15 protein-coding genes are annotated in these 16,806 nt (G+C 70.6%); 12 read left to right on the forward strand and 3 right to left on the reverse strand.

Annotated features, from left to right (window positions below):
• Positions 1-169: 169 nt before the first annotated feature.
• Both ACIPKM_RS00005 and ACIPKM_RS00010 read right to left on the reverse strand, forming a co-directional pair.
• A complete protein-coding gene (locus ACIPKM_RS00005; protein ID WP_402735846.1) occupies positions 170-1,642 on the reverse strand; it encodes a GH32 C-terminal domain-containing protein in 1,473 nt (490 codons plus the stop codon).
• Positions 1,639-2,727 carry a LacI family DNA-binding transcriptional regulator gene (locus tag ACIPKM_RS00010; protein ID WP_402735847.1) on the reverse strand — a complete coding sequence of 363 codons (1,089 nt, stop codon included), beginning with the start codon at positions 2,725-2,727 and terminating at the stop codon, positions 1,639-1,641. The genes ACIPKM_RS00005 and ACIPKM_RS00010 overlap by 4 nt, the downstream gene beginning before the upstream one ends.
• 137 nt (positions 2,728-2,864) lie before the next feature.
• Here ACIPKM_RS00010 and ACIPKM_RS00015 point away from each other — a divergent pair, with 137 nt between their 5' ends.
• From ACIPKM_RS00015 to ACIPKM_RS00045, 7 genes are all read left to right on the forward strand, one after another.
• Complete coding sequence (locus ACIPKM_RS00015) at positions 2,865-4,271, forward strand: sugar ABC transporter substrate-binding protein (protein WP_071295688.1); 1,407 nt, start codon at positions 2,865-2,867, stop codon at positions 4,269-4,271.
• On the forward strand, positions 4,271-5,218 hold the full coding sequence (locus ACIPKM_RS00020; protein ID WP_070417979.1) for a carbohydrate ABC transporter permease: 948 nt from the start codon (positions 4,271-4,273) through the stop codon (positions 5,216-5,218). Before ACIPKM_RS00015 ends, ACIPKM_RS00020 begins: the two co-directional genes overlap by 1 nt.
• Positions 5,215-6,123 (forward strand): carbohydrate ABC transporter permease, encoded by a 909-nt coding sequence (locus ACIPKM_RS00025; RefSeq protein WP_083295207.1) that lies wholly within the window; start codon positions 5,215-5,217, stop codon positions 6,121-6,123. The genes ACIPKM_RS00020 and ACIPKM_RS00025 overlap by 4 nt, the downstream gene beginning before the upstream one ends.
• Positions 6,120-7,595: a glycoside hydrolase family 32 protein gene (locus tag ACIPKM_RS00030; protein ID WP_402735848.1), complete on the forward strand. Its 1,476-nt coding sequence runs from the start codon at positions 6,120-6,122 to the stop codon at positions 7,593-7,595. Before ACIPKM_RS00025 ends, ACIPKM_RS00030 begins: the two co-directional genes overlap by 4 nt.
• A gap of 52 nt (positions 7,596-7,647) precedes the next feature.
• On the forward strand, positions 7,648-8,577 hold the full coding sequence (locus ACIPKM_RS00035; RefSeq protein WP_402736172.1) for a carbohydrate kinase: 930 nt from the start codon (positions 7,648-7,650) through the stop codon (positions 8,575-8,577).
• Positions 8,578-8,640: 63 nt separating this feature from the next.
• Positions 8,641-8,877 (forward strand): twin-arginine translocase TatA/TatE family subunit, encoded by a 237-nt coding sequence (locus tag ACIPKM_RS00040; protein WP_308202932.1) that lies wholly within the window; start codon positions 8,641-8,643, stop codon positions 8,875-8,877.
• 31 nt (positions 8,878-8,908) lie between these two features.
• The gene (locus ACIPKM_RS00045; protein WP_261645963.1) at positions 8,909-9,211 is read left to right on the forward strand and encodes a Sec-independent protein translocase TatB; all 303 of its coding nucleotides are present in this window, start codon (positions 8,909-8,911) and stop codon (positions 9,209-9,211) included.
• A 78-nt stretch (positions 9,212-9,289) separates the two neighbouring features.
• Here the strand turns inward: ACIPKM_RS00045 and ACIPKM_RS00050 are convergent, their stop codons facing one another.
• Positions 9,290-9,850 (reverse strand): hypothetical protein, encoded by a 561-nt coding sequence (locus tag ACIPKM_RS00050; RefSeq protein WP_261645962.1) that lies wholly within the window; start codon positions 9,848-9,850, stop codon positions 9,290-9,292.
• A 273-nt stretch (positions 9,851-10,123) separates the two neighbouring features.
• Between ACIPKM_RS00050 and ACIPKM_RS00055 the strand changes: the two genes are divergently transcribed.
• The 5 genes from ACIPKM_RS00055 (at position 10,124) to ACIPKM_RS00075 (ending at position 16,688) form a co-directional block, all read left to right on the forward strand.
• A complete protein-coding gene (locus ACIPKM_RS00055; protein ID WP_219810637.1) occupies positions 10,124-11,185 on the forward strand; it encodes a LacI family DNA-binding transcriptional regulator in 1,062 nt (353 codons plus the stop codon).
• A 105-nt stretch (positions 11,186-11,290) separates the two neighbouring features.
• The gene (locus ACIPKM_RS00060; RefSeq protein WP_217637376.1) at positions 11,291-12,682 is read left to right on the forward strand and encodes an ABC transporter substrate-binding protein; all 1,392 of its coding nucleotides are present in this window, start codon (positions 11,291-11,293) and stop codon (positions 12,680-12,682) included.
• An 11-nt stretch (positions 12,683-12,693) separates the two neighbouring features.
• Positions 12,694-13,638 carry a carbohydrate ABC transporter permease gene (locus ACIPKM_RS00065; RefSeq protein ID WP_229085480.1) on the forward strand — a complete coding sequence of 315 codons (945 nt, stop codon included), beginning with the start codon at positions 12,694-12,696 and terminating at the stop codon, positions 13,636-13,638.
• A complete protein-coding gene (locus tag ACIPKM_RS00070; RefSeq protein ID WP_070417984.1) occupies positions 13,635-14,543 on the forward strand; it encodes a carbohydrate ABC transporter permease in 909 nt (302 codons plus the stop codon). The genes ACIPKM_RS00065 and ACIPKM_RS00070 overlap by 4 nt, the downstream gene beginning before the upstream one ends.
• A 3-nt stretch (positions 14,544-14,546) precedes the next feature.
• Positions 14,547-16,688, forward strand: coding sequence for a beta-galactosidase (locus ACIPKM_RS00075; RefSeq protein WP_402735849.1), 2,142 nt, complete (start codon positions 14,547-14,549; stop codon positions 16,686-16,688).
• Positions 16,689-16,806 lie beyond the last annotated feature (118 nt).

Consider the following 16,806-nt stretch of genomic DNA (forward strand, 5'->3'; position numbering starts at 1 on the left):
CGCCCGCCCCCCGGGGGGGGGCCGCGGCGGCGGGGGGGCCCCCCCGGGGGCGCCCGGCGCCCCCCCGGCCCGCCCGGGCGCCGCCCCCCCCCCCCCCCCCCCCCCCCCCCCGCCGGGGGGGGGGGGCCCCCGCGCCCCCCCCGCCTCCAGTCCGTCAGTGCGGAGCCCGTCAGCGTGTGCTGACGGTGACCCGGGTCAGCGCGAACGCACCGTCCTGCGCGAAGAGCGCGAGGCGCCCGGACGGGCGGTCGTAGAGGCGCGTGCTCAACGCGACGGAACCGTCGACGACGGCGACGCAGAGGTCGCCGTCGAGGTGCACGTCGATGCGGTGCGGGCCGGGAGCGAGCGGGACCGGGCGCTCGAGCTCGACCGCGTGCGGGACGTCACCGAGGATCTGCCACTGCTCACCGCCGGTCGTACCGCGCGGCCACCGATCGAGGACGAGTCGGGAGCGGTCCGGTTCGAGGCGGAGCGCGTAGCCGGCTTCCGCGTCGTCGCTCGTGCGCAGGAGCACGCCGAACGACCGGGTGTCCGGGGCGACGTCGAGCTCGATCGTGACGAGTGCCTCGGCGGGGAGTTCCGGCCCGGTCCAGGATGCGAAGCGGCTCGATGCGCCGTCTCCGACGACCGGCGCCGCGCCGTTCACGGGTGTGAAGACATCGGTGACGTCGACCTCGTGCGCGTACGCCGCTCGGAGCGTCCGGGGGAGGTCGAAGCCCAACGATCCGTCCGGTCGCTGGTGCGCCTGGAGGGTCGCCATGGTGCCGGCCCACTGCCACGCCCCGGCGTCGCGCTCGCCCTCCTTCGTGGCGATCCACCCGACGAAGAAGCGGTCCTCGCCGAGGGCGACGGTCTTCGCGGCGTAGAACGCGCGGCCGTCGACGGTGTCGTCGGCGGGCGCGAGCCACGGTCCGTCGGGCGACGTCGCGACGCGGTAGCGCGTGCAGAACGCGTCGGAGAACTCGGAGTACACGAGGTACCACCAGTCGCCCCACCGGAAGACGTCCGGGCACTCGTGGGCGATGAACCGGTGCGGCGCCCAGATCGGGTCGGCGTCGCGCCAGGTGACGAGGTCGTCCGATTCGAGGCGGGCGACGAGACCGGAGCGGCGGTGGGGCTTGTCCGGGCGGCGGGTCGCGAGGAGCATCTGCCAGGGGCGCTCGGGCGACGGGCGGAAGACGAACGGGTCGCGCCAGTCCTCGGGCGCGTAGCCGGGGAGTGCTGGCAGGTCCCACTCGGGGTGCTTCGTCCAGCGCGTGAGGTCGCCGTCGGAGGTCGCGTGGCAGACGACCTGGACGTCCTTCCGGCCGAGATCGGTGTCGGTGGTGATGCGCGGGTTGTGGCCGGTGGAGAACAGGTGCAGGTGCCCGGAGTCGTCGCGGACGACGCTGCCCGTGTAGCAGTCGAAGTCGCTGGCGCCGGGTCCGCCCGAGGGGAGCACGACGCCGTGGTCCTCGAAGGTCACGAAGTCCGTCGTCGAGACCGCGCCCCAGGGCATGCCGGTCGCACGGTCGACGGGTGCCGCGTCCGGCCGTTCGTCGAGCAGGTAGTACAGCCAGGCCCGGTCGTCGGCCGCGAACGGGATGACGTCGCCCACGAAGCCGTTCGGCGGGCGGAAGTGGGTGCTCGGTTCGGCGGTCACTCGGGCTCCTGCGGATCGGTTGCGGGTGCGGGTGCGGGTGCGGGGGCTGGGGCGTCCCGTGGCGTTGCGAGGGAGCTTCGCGGGACGTACTCACAGGGGACGAGGTGGCGCCCGGGATCGTGCGTCTCGGCGAGCAGGAGCGTGCCGGCGTCGAAGCCCATCTGCTGGTGGGGGAGCGCGACCGTGGTCAGCGGCGGGTGCATCTGGTCGGCGAGGTCGGGCTGGTCGTCGAAGCCGACGATGCTGACGTCTTCCGGGCAGCGGAGCCCGAGGGACTGCGCCGCCATCAGTGCGCCGACGGCCATGCGGTCGTTCCCGCACACGAGGGCGGTCGGCGGGTCGTCGGCGAGGAACTCCATCGCGAGGTCGTAGCCGGAGCCCACCTGGTAGGTGCCGTACCGGACGGGGACGGCGTCTGCTCGGAGACCGGCTTCGGCCGCGGCCTCGTCGAACCCGCGCTTGCGCTCGCGGCAGGCGTAGTCGTCCTCCGGACCGCCGAGGAACGCGACGTCGGTGTGCCCGGCGGCGAACACGGCAGCGGCGACGTCGTGGCCACCCTGGAACTCGTCGGCCAGCACGGTGACGGCCGGGGCGCCGTCCGGCGGGAAGCAGTTCACGAAGACCGTCGGCACGCCCTCGACGCCCGACACCGGCGTGACGTCCTCGGGGCCGGGGGCGGCGTAGATCAGGCCGGCGACGCCCTGCTGCACGAGGTTCGCGACGGCCGCCGTGCCGCCGTCGGACGTCTGCGCGGTCTCGACGACGAAGCAGACGTACCCGGCTTCCTGCACGGCCTGCTGCACACCCAGCACGATGTGACCGGCGTAGGGCTGGGAGACGAGCCGGTCCGCGATGACCCCGACCGTGTAGGACCGGTTCGACCGGAGGGACTGCGCGGCACGGTTCGGCTGGAAGTTGAGCGCCTTCGCCGACTCGAGCACGCGGGCCCGGGTGTCCGCGGCGATCGAGACGTCGCGCCGGTCGTTCAGCACGAACGAGACCGTCGGCTGCGAGACGCCGGCATGCCGCGCGACGTCCTTCATCGTGACGCGGTGCGACGGTTCCGTCTGCTTTCGGCTCGCCATCTGTTCTCCTTCGACATGCTCATCATGGCAGAAGCAAATACGTATTGCCTCATCTGGACGACGTGTGTACAGTCAGCGAGCAAATACGTATTGGCTCCGACTCGACGGGGCCACGATCGCTCAGAGAGGAGCGACCCATGGCGAACGGATTCAGCACTCCGATCGACCGACGCACGCTGTTCAAGTTCGGTGGTGCCGGACTCGCACTGGCCGGCATCGGATCGCTCGCGGCGTGCTCCACCTCCGGCAGTGGCGGTGGCGCGACGGGCACGATCAAGATGCTCTACTTCGGGGAGCAGAGCGCGGCGACCGCACTCCAGAAGGCCATCGAGCCGAAGATCCGGCAGCTCGACAAGACGGCGAAGCTGCAGGTCACGGCGATCAACGGCACCGACTGGAACGACTTCCTGGCGAAGGTGCTCACGCAGATCGCTTCCGGGGACGTGCCCGACATCGTCAGTGTCGCGACCGAGGGGCAGCAGCTGCTCGCCTCGAAGAACCTGCTGACGCCGCTCGACGACCTCGTCACCAAGAACTTGTCCGGGCTGTCGACGTACTTCAAGGGCATCCACCCCTCGCTGGTCGAGTCGACGATGTACCAGGGGCACCTCTACACGCTGCCCGACAGCTTCAACGCCGGCAGCATGTTCTACTCGACGTCGCTGTTCGACAAGGCGGGGCTCTCGCGTCCGGCCGCGAACTGGTCGATGGACGACTTCCACTCGTCGGCGGAGAGCCTGGCCAAGGTCGGCGGCAGCACCTACGCGTTCGACTGGGTCGTGCGGCTCTGGGGCAGCTGGACCTCGTTCCTCTACGCGAACGACGGCAACCTCCTCGAGGAGGGTCGCTACTCCGGCGGCGACTGGCTCTGGGGCAGCAAGGCGTTCGACGGCAACGCCGTGGGCGTGAGTGGCCGCAAGGGTGGCTGGAAGTGGGGCGACCCCACGGCGAACTCCGACGCCGCGGTCGAGGCGCTGCAGTACGTGATCGACCTGCAGAAGTCGGGGGCGTCCCCGTCGCCCGACGTCGGTGGTGGCGGCACGCTGCAGGGCCTCTTCGCGTCCGGGCGCATCGGCATGACGATCGGTGGTGGGTTCTGGGCGGGTGGTCTCCACAACGCGGGCATGAAGGACGGCAGCTTCGACGTCGTGGAGTTCCCGACGTGGAAGAGCAACAAGTCGCTCTTCGGTGCCGGCGGGTACGGCATCTTCGACTCGTCGAAGCAGAAGGACCTGGCGTTCGAGGTCATCAAGCTCATGGTGCAGCCGGAGAGCTTCGACGCGCTCTGGCCCGGCAACGTCACGACACCGGCGCAGAAGTCGCTGCTGACGGCCGATCGGTACGAGACCACGGGGCCGGAGCACTGGTCGGTGTTCTACGACCAGCTCGACAACTCGGTGCCGATCTCCGCACCGCCCTACTACAACGCGCTCGCGACGGCCCTCAACCAGCGCACCACCCAGGCGATCTCGTCCGGCAACGCGAAGAAGGCGCTCGACGGTCTGCAGGCCGACATCGAGAAGGCCGCCGCGCAGGCGTCGTGATGACCGCGACGACAGGATTCCGCTCCCGGCGGGCTGCCGAGGTCGCAGCCCGCCGCCCGGCGGCCAAGCGCGTCCGGCGCCGTGAAGCCTCGTTCGGCTACGCGATGATCGGACTGGCGGTGGTCTTCGTCGCCGTCTTCACCTTCATCCCGATCCTCGCGTCGCTCGGGCTCTCCTTCACGTCGTGGGACGTGATCAGCAGCCCGAAGTTCGTCGGCCTGGACAACTACGTGCGGCTGTTCACCGACGGTCCGGTCCTGGCCTCGTTCGGGGTGACCGTCGTGCTCGCGGTCTGCATCGTCGCCTTGCAGATCTCGCTCGGCATGCTGTTGGCGGTGCTGGCGAACAACCGGAAGCGCAACGCCACGCGCGTGTTCTTCCGGACGTCGTTCTACCTGCCGCTGCTCGCGTCGTCCGCGGCGGTGTCGATCTTCATGGGCTACATCTTCGACACCAAGTTCGGGCTCATCAACTACTACCTGAACGAGATCGGGCTCCCGGGCGCGCACTGGCTCAACGACCCGTTCTGGGCGAAGGTCACGGTCGTGCTCGTGGTGGTCTGGCAGCAGGTGGGGTTCACGTTCGTCCTGTTCGTTGCCGCCCTGATGTCCGTACCGGTCGACGTCCAGGAAGCCGCAGCGATCGACGGAGCCGGTCCGTGGCGCACCCTCTTCCGGATCAAGATCCCGTTGATCAGCCCAACGATCCTCTTCGCCACCGTGATCGCGATGATCAACGCGATGCAACTGTTCGACCAGCCGTTCATCATGACGAAGGGCGGGCCGGGCACCGCGACGACGACCGCGACCATCTCCCTCTACCAGGCCGGCTTCCAGAACCTGCAGTTCGGGTTCGCCTCCGCCATCGCGATCCTGTTGCTCGTCATCATCGGCATCATCACCGGGATCCAGTTCATCGCCGCACGAAAGCTGGTGTTCTACCAATGACGACCACCGACGTCATCAACCCGCTCCACGCGCCGGAGACCGTCGCGCAGCCGAGCGTCGCCCACATCGTCCGTCGTCGCCGACCGGTGGCGAAGGTCGGCAGCGTCATCGGGCTGGTCATCCTGATCATCGCCGCGGTGTTCGCGCTCGGGCCGCTGCTCTGGACCCTGACCACCTCGCTCCGCACCCCGGCCGAGTCGTTCGACAACCCGCCGCAGTGGATCCCGCTCTCGTGGGACTTCAGCAACTACGCGGCCGTGTTCAACCAGATCCCGATCGGCCAGTTCTTCGTGAACAGCGTGCTCGTCACACTGCTCATCGTGGTCGGCCAGACCATCACCTGCACCCTCTCGGGCTACGCGTTCGCGATGATCAGCTTCCCGGGGAAGAACACGATCTTCGGGATCTTCCTCGCCACCATGATGGTGCCGATCCAGACGATCATCATCCCGGTGTTCGTCATCCTGAAGGACATGGGACTGACCGGCTCCATCGCCTCGCTCATCGTCCCGGCCCTCGGCAGCGCGTTCGGCACCTTCCTGATGCGGCAGTACTTCATGCAGATGCCGAAGGAGCTCGGTGAGGCGGCGCGCATCGACGGAGCGACACAGTTCGGCGTCTTCTGGCACGTGTACTCGCGGATGGCCAGCCCGGCGATCGCGACGCTCGCGATCCTGAACTTCTCCGGGTTCTGGGCCGAGTACTACCGGCCGCTGATCTTCCTGAACCAGCAGGACACGTTCACGCTCCCGCTCGGCCTCGTCGGCCTGCAGGGCAACCTCGGCACCGGCTCGATCTCGGTCGTGCTCGCCGGCGTGGTCCTGACGATGATCCCGAGCGTGCTGCTGTTCATCGTCGCCCAGCGGTACTTCATCGAGGGCGTCACGGCGGGGTCGTCACGATGACCGACACCCCCGTGACCGAGGCGCCTTCGGCAGCGGCCCCGCCAGCCGACGCCCGCGCCGTCCCCATCCCGTCCCAGGAAGCAGCACCGACCGTGATCGCACCAGCCGACCACCACCTCCCGCAGTTCCACGTCCGCCTGCCCCGCGGGTACGTCAACGACCCGAACGGCCCGATCGACATCGGCGGGCAGGCCCACCTGTACTTCCAGTCCCGGCCGCGCGTCGACCTCGACGTCCCGGTGGAGTGGGGACACGTGACGAGCCACGACCTCGTGCACTGGACGCTCCACCGTCCGGCGATCGTGCCGGTCCCGGGCGGTGCCGACTCCGGTGGTGCCTGGTCGGGCAACACCGTCCTGCACGACGGGGTCGTCCGCGCCTACTACTCCGGCAAGGTCGACCACAGCCCCTTCCAGTCGGTGCTGCTCGCCGAGTCCACCGACGGCGGAGCCACCTTCGGAGCCCCCGTGCAGGTCGTCGCGGACCCCGGAGCCGAGGAATCGATCACGATGTTCCGCGACCCGTTCGTGTGGTCCGACGGAGACGGGTGGTCGATGGCCGTCGGCGCCGCGGACGCCGACCAGGTGGCGTCCGTCCGGCACTACCGCTCGACCGACGGTGTCGACTGGGCGTTCGCCGGCGACCTCGTCGCCATGCCGCGCGCGACGGTGCACGGCATCGACACCGGCGAGGGCTGGGAGTGCCCGCAGATCATCACGATCGACGGCGCCGACGTGGCGATCGTCGCGTCGTGGTCCCACGCGGAGGGGCCCGGCGACGTGCTCGCGGTGCCCTTGACCGGTGACCCGCGGCCCTCCCGGATCGACGACGGGCAGCACTTCTACGCGGCCTCGGTGATGCGGACGGGGTCGTGGGGCCCGGTGCTGTTCGGGTGGATCACCGAGGGCCGGACCCGGGAGTGGACCGAGCAGGCCGGCTGGTCGGGTGCGATCTCCCTGCCGCGCCGCGCGTGGGTCGCGGACGGACGGCTCCTGACCGAGCCCCACCCGGCCCTCGATGCGCTACGCGTCGGTTCGGCGACGGACGGCCGCGCGGAGACGATCGGCGCCCAGGCCGAGATCAGGCTCCAGGACCCGGTCACCGGCCGCATCCGGGTCCGGTTCTCCGACGCCGAGTTCCTCGACATCGTCGTCGACACCGAGGCGGACACGCTCACCGTCGACCGGTCCTGCGCCAGCACCGACCAGCGCGCGGACCGGCGCCCCGCCGAGATCCGTCATCCGTTCGACGCCGCGGCGGACCGCCCTGCGGTGCGCGTGCTGCTCGACGGTTCCGTGGTCGAGGTCTTCACCAGCGCCGGACGCTCCGTCACGACGCGGGTCTACCCGGTGCAGGCACCGCCGTGGACCGTCGAGGCCCCCGAGGGCGCGTCGTGGTGGCCGCTCGAGTGCGCGGTCACGTCGGTGGCGTCCGCTCCGCGAGCGGTCGTCGCCGGGGCCGGGCCTGCCTGATGTCGCTGCGGTACGGCCCCGTCGCCGGTCCGGGAAGGACACGGACGTGTCGATGATCACCGTCGCCGGCGAAGCGCTGGTCGACGTCGTCGGTCAGGGCCGCGAGGTCCCCGGCGGCGGGCCCGCGAACGTTGCGCTCGGCCTGGGGCGGCTCGGCGCCGAGGTCGAGTTCGCGACCTGGCTCGGTGCGGACGAGCGAGGACGGCGCATCGCGCAGCACCTCGAGGCCTCGGGCGTGCAGCTCGTCGCCGGCGGCTTCGGCGCTGCACGGACGTCATCCGCGACGGTGCTGCTCGGTGCGGACGGGCAGCCCAGCTACGCGTTCGACATCGAGTGGGACCTCCCGCGCCTCCAGCGGACACCGGAGTGGTTGCACGTCGGATCCATCGCCGCGTTCCTCCAGCCGGGGGCAGAGAAGGTGCTCGCCGCGGCCGAACGGACCACGGCCGCCGGTGGGATCGTCTCGTTCGACCCGAACGTCCGCCCCGCCCTGCTCGGCACCCGGTCCGGAGCACGCGCCCGGTTCGAGGAGCTGGCGGCCCTGGCGACCGTGGTGAAGCTCTCCGACGAGGACGCGGCATGGCTCTGGCCCGGGCGTGACACCGACGCGGTGCTCGACGCGATCATCGCGCTCGGGGCGGAGCTCGCCGTCGTCACCGCCGGGGCATCGGGATCCGTCCTGTCCACGGCCTCGGAGCGGGTGACGGTGCCGGGGGAGCGCGCGGCCGTCATCGACACGGTGGGCGCGGGGGACACCTACACCGCGGCGCTCCTCTGGCAGTTGACCCGCTCGCGCCCGTGGCCGGCGGACTCGTCGTCGACGGGCAGCGACTCGTCGCTGGGACACCTCGACGGCACCGCGTTGCGCGAGCTGGGTCGGACGTGCTCCATCGCCGCGGCGATCACGGTCGGGCGGCGCGGGGCCGACCTGCCGACCATCGACGACGTCCGGCTGGCCTCCGGCCCGAAGGCCGTCCGGTGACCGCGTCGACCGTGCGGACCCACCGACCCTCGTCCACGACCCGAACCCTCGAAGGAGAACACCGTGCTCGGCAACCTCACCGGCATCCACCTGCTCGTCATCCTCGGCATCGTCATCCTGCTCTTCGGCGCCACCAAGCTCCCCGCCCTGGCGAAGGGTCTCGGGCAGTCGCTCACGATCTTCCGCCGCGAGGTCCGCGACACTGAGCCGCACGGCACCCCGACCAGCGACTCCGCTCCCGCCGCGACCGGCGACTCTGCTCCCGCCGCGACGTCGACCCCGACGACGCCCGTCGAGTGACGACACCGCCTCGAGCTGAGCGGAGCGCACCGTGGACGCCGAGAAGCTGATCGTCATCGGGATCGTCGCCGCGGTCTTCGTCGGACCGCACCGCCTCGTCGGTCTCGCGCAGCAGTTGGCCGGGTTCGTCCGACAGCTCCGTCACTGGGCGGAATCCACGAAGGCCCAGGTCGAGGAGGAGATCGGCGTCGAGATCGACTGGTCCGAGCTCGACCCGCGTCAGTACGACCCGCGCCGGATCATCCGTGATGCGCTGACACAGCCGTCGTCAGCGAGCGAGTCGGGGGAGCGGGCGTCAGCGGCGACGGCTGTCACCCATGAGACTCAGCAGTGATGCCCCGCGCCGCTCCGCGGAGCGCGTGAGTTCCCCGACCACGCGATCCGCGGTCGAAGCGTCTGATGCACGGACGCCTCAACGGACATCAGCGCTCGACCAGAGCCCGCGCGCGAGTCCCCACGCCCGGCGGAGGACCGGATGCAGTTCCGTGGCTGCCGCGACGAGCAGCGTGCAGGTCTGCGCGATCAGGAACACCACGAGCGCAACCGACGCGAACGCGGTGACGATCCACGCGGTGGCCGGCACCAGGAGCAGCATCCCGAGCACGCGGACGGCACGGGGTTCCACGGGCCGCCGCACGGAGAGGAGCCCAGCTGCGACGAAGGCGAGCGGGACGAGTGCCTGCAGGACGAGCGCGATGGGGAACCACAGCTGACTGCTGGTCGCCGGGGACAGCGTCGCCACGAAGCCGACGACGCCAGCGGCGACGAAGATGCGCACGGCATCGCAGGTGAACGCTCCACCAGCGACAGCCATCGACCCTGCTGCCACCGACGTCGCGGCAAGGACGGGTACGGCGATCGCGCCGAGGACGTGGTGCCCGGTGAAGCCCAGCAGGTTGTCGATCGCGAGCAACGCCGCGCAGCAGGCGCCGACGGCGAGGACGACGGATGGTCTCGTTCGCGACCCCCTCATCGCTCGCTGCCGTCGATCGGTTGCGAAGAGTCGCCGGTCCCTCCGTGCGCAGTCGACGATCGCCGCTCGTCTGCGCTCGAGTTCATCCTCCCCGAATCATCGCCACGGGCACGGCGACGAAGCCCAGAATGCTGCACATCAGCGAACGGTACAACCTCACGGGTGGGAGCAATACGGGGAAGATGACCCTTGACTACGTAGACAACCCCGTGGTTACCTGTCTCCCACACCCGATCCCCCTCGGGTCCGAGGCTGCAGCGAAGGAGCTGGCACATGAGCGACACCGCCCCCGTCCGCCGCCTGCGCCCGGCCTCGATGACCGACGTCGCCGCCCTCGCCGGTGTCTCCCAGAAGACCGTCTCCCGCGTGGTGAACGACGAGCCCCACGTCACCGAGGCCGTCCGCGCCAAGGTCGAGGCCGCGATCTCCGAGCTCGGGTTCCGCCCGAACGCCGCCGCCCGCTCCCTGAAGTCCCAGCGCTCCCGTCGCGTCGGCCTCATCACCATCGGCACGAACCTGTACGGCCCGACGGCGATGCTCACCGGCGTCGAGCAGGCCTGCCGCACGAACGGCTACAGCCTCGCCGTGGTCCGAACGGTGACCGCGACCGCCGAGGAGCTCCAGCCCGCGGTGGACTCCCTCATCGGCCAGGACGTCGAGGCGATCGTCTTCTCCGAGCCGGTCGACAACCAGATGGACCAGCTCCGTATGCCCTCGGGCGTGACCGTCCTGACGCTCGGGCCGCCCGACGTCGCCGACCGTGAGAACACCCTCGCGGTCGGCCTCGACGAGACCGGTGCCGCCTTCGCTGCGACCGACCACCTGCTGGCCCTCGGCCACGAGACCGTGTGGCACATCGCCGGCCCCGGGAACTGGACCTCGAGCCAGCGCCGGGAGACCGGTTGGCGCGCGGCCCTGCAAGATGCGGGCGTCGCCGAGCATGAACCGGTCGAGGGGGACTGGTCGCCGCAGAGCGGCCACGACGCGATGCGCGCGCTCCTCACCCGACCCGACGTGACCGCGGTGTTCGTGGCGAACGACCAGATGGCGATCGGCGCGATGTCCGCGATCCAGCAGGCGGGCCTGTCCGTCCCGGGTGACATCAGCATCGTCGGCTTCGACGACATGCCGATCGCGGCGTTCCTGCCGGTGCCCCTCACCACCATCCGCCAGGACTTCGACGAGGCCACCCGTCTCGCGATGCACCGCCTGTTCCGGACGCTCGACGGCCACCCGCCGGCCGAGCGGCACCGGATGCTCCCCGGCCAGCTCATCACGCGCGCCACCAGCGCGCCGCCGTCACCGGGACGGCGTCACCTCCGCCCCGCCGACTGAACACCGGACGGGAGGCGCGGCTTGCCGCCGTCCTGTGAGTGAGCGCTCACGCGCGCTCGCCTCCACACCCGCACCCACCTCGACGACGACGTCAGGAGACGACACGTGACCCCAGTACCACCGCGACCCGGCACGACCGCCGCAGCCGCGCCTCCCGACCGGAACGCGAGCCCGGGACCCAGCCGACGCGACCTGCTCCGATGGGGCGCCGCTGCTGGCGGAGCCTTCGCGCTCAGCGGCCTGCTGGCCGCCTGCTCACCGCAGTCGACCGCAGCCGTCCGCTCCGGACGCGCCGACCTGGCGTTCTGGACGCACGACCCCGGCTACGAGAAGTTCTTCACCCAGGCGCTGCCGGTCGCCGACCGGAAGTCCGACTTCCGGTTCGCGCTCGACATCACCACGATCGCGGCGGCCGACATCCCGACGAAGCTCATCGCCCAGGCGGTCGCGGGCACGGGCACACCGGACGTCGCGGGACTCGAGATCGGAGCGTTCTGCCGGATGCTCCGCGGCGACATCGCGAAGGAGCTGCTGAGCGACCTGTCGCCGTCGGTGGCCGCGCAGCAGGACGACCTGATCGCCGCACGACTGACGCCGTTCTCGAAGGACGGACACCTCTACGCGCTCGACTCGGACACCCCGCTCTGCGTGTACTACCACCGTGCCGACCGGTTCGAGGCCCTCGGCATCCCCGACGACCTGACGACGTGGGAGGAGTACATGGACCTCGGGGCGAAGCTCAACAAGAGCAAGGGCGTCTCGCTGCACGCGGTCGCGGTCACCGACCCGGGCGGCACGCTGCAGAGCTACCAGATCCTGCTGCTCCAGCGCGGCGGTGACCTGTACGACGAGGACGGCGGCATCGCCATCCAGACCCCGGAGGCCGAGCGCACCCTGCAGTTCCTCGTCGACGGCGTGCAGTCCGGAGCGATCGCCACGGTCGCGGACATGTACGGGCCGAGCCTGCAGTCCGGGCTGAAGGGCGGCACGATCCTGGCGGTCGACATGCCCTCCTGGTACGCCAGCTACGGCATCAAACCGAACGTCCCCGAGCAGAAGGGGAAGTGGCGCGTCCGGAACCTGCCCCGGTTCGCCGGTGGCGGCAGCACGACGAGCGTCGGCGGCGGGACCGGGTTCGCGGTGCTCCGCGACAAGCCCCTCACGAAGGCGGGGATCGACCTCGTGCTCGCGGCGTACCTCGACCCGGACCAGCAGGTGAAGCGGTACCAGGACCTCGGGTACCTGCCGACGCTGCGCTCGGTCTACGACGACCCGCGCCTCGCCGCGATGAGCGACCCGTACTTCGGCGGGCAGCAGCTGTTCGGCGTCTACAAGTCCGTCGTCGACGACGTCCCGTCGCAGCACCAGAGCGCCGACGCAGCGATCCTGCAGACCGTCCTGAGCGGCTACATCATCAAGGCCTACAAGGGCCAGATCTCCCCGAAGCAGGCGCTCGACGCCGCTGCGGCCGACTTCCGCGGCCAGACCCGCGCCTGAGGAGGACGACGTTGTCCACATCCACCGCCACCGGCATCCCGGTGTCCGCCACCACGGCCGATCCGCCGGCCCGACGACGACGGCTCAACACGAACGGCGGCAGCGCGCCGTACCTGTTCATCGCGCCGTTCTACGTGCTGTACGGCCTCTTCATGATCGTGCCGGTGCTCGCCGCCGTGTACCTGTCGCTCACGGAGTGGGTCGGTCTCGGTGCCCCGAACTGGATCGGGCTGTCGAACTACGCGAACCTGTTCCGCGACACCAGCTTCGGCACCGCCCTGGTGAACTCGCTGATCTACACGCTCATCGCCGTGTTCGTCATCGTGCCGGTCTCCCTGCTCGTCGCGCAGGCGCTCAACGCCAAGGGGCTGCGCGCCCGTGACCTGTTCCGCGTGACGTTCTTCATCCCGATGGTGCTGTCACCGATCGTCATCGCGCTCATCTACAGCCTGGTGTTCGACACGAACTACGGGCTGCTCAACGCCTCGCTCAAGGCGCTGTTCGGGCTGCCGAACACCGACTGGCTCGGGGACCCGACGCTCGCGAAGGTCGCGATCGGGTTCGTGCTCCTCTGGCGCACGGTCGGGTACCTGACGATCTTCTTCCTCGCGGCGCTCCAGAACGTGTCGCCGGAGCAGTACGAGGCCGCGTCGCTCGACGGTGCCGGCACGTTCCGGAAGTTCACGAACGTGACCCTGCCGGAGATCCGACCGGTCACGAGCTTCGTCGTCGTCACGTCGTTCATCAGCGCCGCGCAGCTCTTCGACGAGCCGTACCTGCTGACGAAGGGCGGCCCGGGCGAAGCGACCCTGTCCGTCGCCATGTTCATCTACCGCGCCGCGTTCGAGCGACAGCAGTTCGGGTACGCGGCCGCGGCCGGGGTCGTGCTGTTCGTCATCGTCTTCGGCGTCAGCCAGATCCTCAACCGCGCACTCGCCATCGGGAGGGACGCATGACCGCCACCACCGACCGCCCGACCACCCGGGCCGTCACGACCGCCGGAGGTCGGGCTCCCCGCTCCGGCCCGCCCCGCACGCGCGGGTGGGTCGCCCGCCGTGGGCTGCTCTACGCGACCCTCATCGCCCTGCTGCTCGTGTTCGTCTTCCCGCTGCTCTGGGCCCTGTCCGGCTCGTTCAAGCGACGCGGCGACATCTTCGCGACACCGCCGTCGCTGATCCCGAACCCGGCGACCGGCGAGAACTACTCCAACCTGCTGTCGACCCAGCCGTTCTGGGCGTGGTTCGGCATCAGTGTCGGGACCGCGCTCATCGCCACCGTCGTGTCAGTCTTCGTCTGCGCGATGGCGGGCTACGGGTTCGCGAAGTTCCGGTTCCGGGGCAAGCGGGTGCTGTTCGCGGTGATGTTCTCGTCGCTGTCCGTGCCGTTCGCGGTGATCCTCGTGCCGCTCTTCATCCTGGTGGTGAAGTCGGGGCTCACGAACCCGTGGTTCTCGCTCGTCGTGCCGTGGGTGGCGCCGGCGTTCGGCATCTTCATGATGCAGCAGTTCATCGTCCAGGCGATCCCGGACGAGATCATCGAGGCCGCCCGCATCGACGGCAACTCGGAGTTCGGCACGTTCCGTCGTGTCGTGCTCCCGTTGCTCCGGCCGTCCCTCGGCGCACTCGCCGTGTGGAGCTTCCTGCAGAGCTACAACTCGTTCCAGTGGCCGCTGGTCCTGTTGTCCGACTCGAACCAGTACACCCTGCCGCTCGGCCTCAACGCGATCTTCGCCTCGGAGAACCGCTCGTACGACCTCGTGCTCGCCGGCGCCGTGCTCGCGAGCGTGCCGACCATCCTCGTGTTCCTGCTCCTCCGCAAGCAGTTGCTCGACGGCCTGACGGCCGGCGCCGTGAAGGGCTGAGACATGACCCGCGACCAAGCACCCTCGAACGGAGTACCCCGCACCATGCAGCACGACCGCGTCCTCTTCGGCGCCGCTTACTACCACGAGTACCAGCCCACACCCCGGCTCGACGAGGACATGCGCCTCATGCAGGAGGCCGGGTTCTCGGTCATCCGCGTCGGCGAGTCCGTCTGGAGCACCTGGGAGCCGGAGAACGGCCGGTTCGACCTCGAGTGGCTCGCCCCGGTGCTGGACGCCGCGCACGAGCACGGCATCCGGGTGGTCCTCGGCACGCCGACCTACGCGGTGCCGATGTGGCTCGCCCGCATCGTGCCGGAGATCAACGTCCGGCGACGGACCGGCGGCGAGGCGATGGGCTGGGGGGCTCGCCAGGAGATCGACTACGCCCACCCCGCGTTCCTGTTCCACGCCGAGCGGGTCATCCGGAAGATCGTCGCCCGGTACGCCGACCACCCGGCCGTGATCGGGTACCAGGTCGACAACGAGCCGGGCAACGAGCTCATCGCGAACCCCGAGGTGTTCCAGCGGTTCGTCGACCACCTGCGCCACACCTACGGGAGCGTCGAGCGGCTCAACGAGGAGTGGGGGCTGACCTACTGGTCGCACCGGCTCTCGACCTGGGCGGACCTGTGGACCCCGGACGGCAACGCGCAGCCGCAGTACGACCTCGCGTGGCGTCGGTTCCAGGCCTCGATCACGACGGACTTCATCGCCTGGCAGGCATCGGTCGTGCGGGAGTACTCCCGTGCGGACCAGTTCGTCACGACGTGCATCGCCTACGAGCGGCCCACCGTCGAGGACGAGGTGCTCACCCGTTCCCTCGACGTCACGGCCGGCAACCCCTACTACCGCATGCAGGACGCGCTCGAGCTCCCGAGCACCGACGAGCCGGCCCAGTTCTGGACGTCGTCCGGAGCCTGGTCGATCGTCGCGTCGGGTGACCGGATGTACGGGTCGAAGCAGGCGCCGTTCCTCGTCACCGAGACGAACGCGCAGGCCATCGGCTTCTCGTGGATGAACGAGCCGGCGTACGAGGGACAGTGGCGCCAGGCCGCGTGGGCGCTCGTGTCCCGTGGCGCCTCGATGATCGAGTACTGGCACTGGCACACGCTGCACTACGGGGTGGAGACGTACTGGGGCGGGGTGCTCCCGCACTCCCAGCAGCCCGGGCGGACGTACGAGGAGATCGCCCGGATCGGTGCCGAGTTCGCGCGCGCCGGGGACCGGGTCGCCGGACTCCGGCCGCACGCCGACGTCGCGCTGCTCTTCTCGAACGAGTCGAAGTGGGCGTTGAACGAACACCCGGCGCTCGGCGACGGCATGGAGCCCGACCGCCGATCGTGGCAGACGGTCTACGACGCCTTCGCCCGCGGGGTGTTCGACGCCGGGCTCCAGGCGAACACGGTGCACCCGTCGCAGGTGTTCGACCGCGACCCGGAGTCCTTCGCCGCCGAGCGCCCGGTCCTCGTCGCCGCGGCGTTCACCATCGCCACCGATGCGCAGCTGCAGTGGCTCGCCGCCTACGCCGAGGCCGGCGGCCACCTCGTGGTCGGCATCCGCACCGGCTACGAGGACGAGGAGGCGCGTGCCCGGCTCGAGCGCAAGCCCGCCTTCCTCGACGTCGCGGCGGGCATCCACTACGACGAGTTCAGCAACCTCGGTCGCCGCATCCCGGTGTCCGCCGGGGCCGCCGCGACGGACCACGGGTTCTCCGTGCCGGTCGGGGCCACGGCGACCCGGTGGGCGGACGGCCTGCTCGTCGACGACGCCGACGTGCTCGTCGGGTACGACCACCCGCACCACGGCCGGTTCGCCGCGGTCACCACCCGTGCGCACGGTGCCGGACGGGCGACCTACGTCGGGACCGTCCCGGACCCGGCGCTCGCCGCGGCGCTCGTCGACTGGGCGGCTCCAGGGGCGGACGGAGCACCCGGCTGGCGTCCCCAGACCGACACGCAGTCGGTGCAGAGTTCGGTCAACGGACGCGGGGAGACCGTGCACGTGGTCCACAACTGGTCGTGGACGCCGAGCGCCTTCCGGGTGCCGGTCGCGGCGGAGGACGTCCTCGACGGCACGGCGCTCGCCGCCGGGTCCGAGCTGTCGCTCGGGGCGTGGGACGTGCGGGTGCTGGCCGTCCGGTAGGCGACCACTGCGGGACGGGAGGCGCGGGGGCCCCGGGGCCCCCCCCCCCCCCCCCCCCGCCCGGCCCCCCCCCCCCCCCCCCGCCCCGGGGGGGGGCGCCCCCCCCCCCGCCCGCCAC

The organism is Curtobacterium sp. NPDC086286, assembly GCF_044746255.1.
Classification (GTDB): Bacteria; Actinomycetota; Actinomycetes; order Actinomycetales; family Microbacteriaceae; genus Curtobacterium.

Coding starts and splice junctions, on each gene's coding strand:
- ACIPKM_RS00015 (WP_071295688.1), top strand. CDS start 2,865: ATGGCGAACGGATTCAGCACTCCGATCGACCGACGCACGCTGTTCAAG.
- ACIPKM_RS00030 (WP_402735848.1), top strand. CDS start 6,120: ATGACCGACACCCCCGTGACCGAGGCGCCTTCGGCAGCGGCCCCGCCA.
- ACIPKM_RS00070 (WP_070417984.1), top strand. CDS start 13,635: ATGACCGCCACCACCGACCGCCCGACCACCCGGGCCGTCACGACCGCC.
- ACIPKM_RS00010 (WP_402735847.1), bottom strand. CDS start 2,727: ATGGCGAGCCGAAAGCAGACGGAACCGTCGCACCGCGTCACGATGAAG.
- ACIPKM_RS00055 (WP_219810637.1), top strand. CDS start 10,124: ATGAGCGACACCGCCCCCGTCCGCCGCCTGCGCCCGGCCTCGATGACC.
- ACIPKM_RS00075 (WP_402735849.1), top strand. CDS start 14,547: ATGACCCGCGACCAAGCACCCTCGAACGGAGTACCCCGCACCATGCAG.
- ACIPKM_RS00050 (WP_261645962.1), bottom strand. CDS start 9,850: ATGAGGGGGTCGCGAACGAGACCATCCGTCGTCCTCGCCGTCGGCGCC.
- ACIPKM_RS00025 (WP_083295207.1), top strand. CDS start 5,215: ATGACGACCACCGACGTCATCAACCCGCTCCACGCGCCGGAGACCGTC.
- ACIPKM_RS00035 (WP_402736172.1), top strand. CDS start 7,648: ATGATCACCGTCGCCGGCGAAGCGCTGGTCGACGTCGTCGGTCAGGGC.
- ACIPKM_RS00020 (WP_070417979.1), top strand. CDS start 4,271: ATGACCGCGACGACAGGATTCCGCTCCCGGCGGGCTGCCGAGGTCGCA.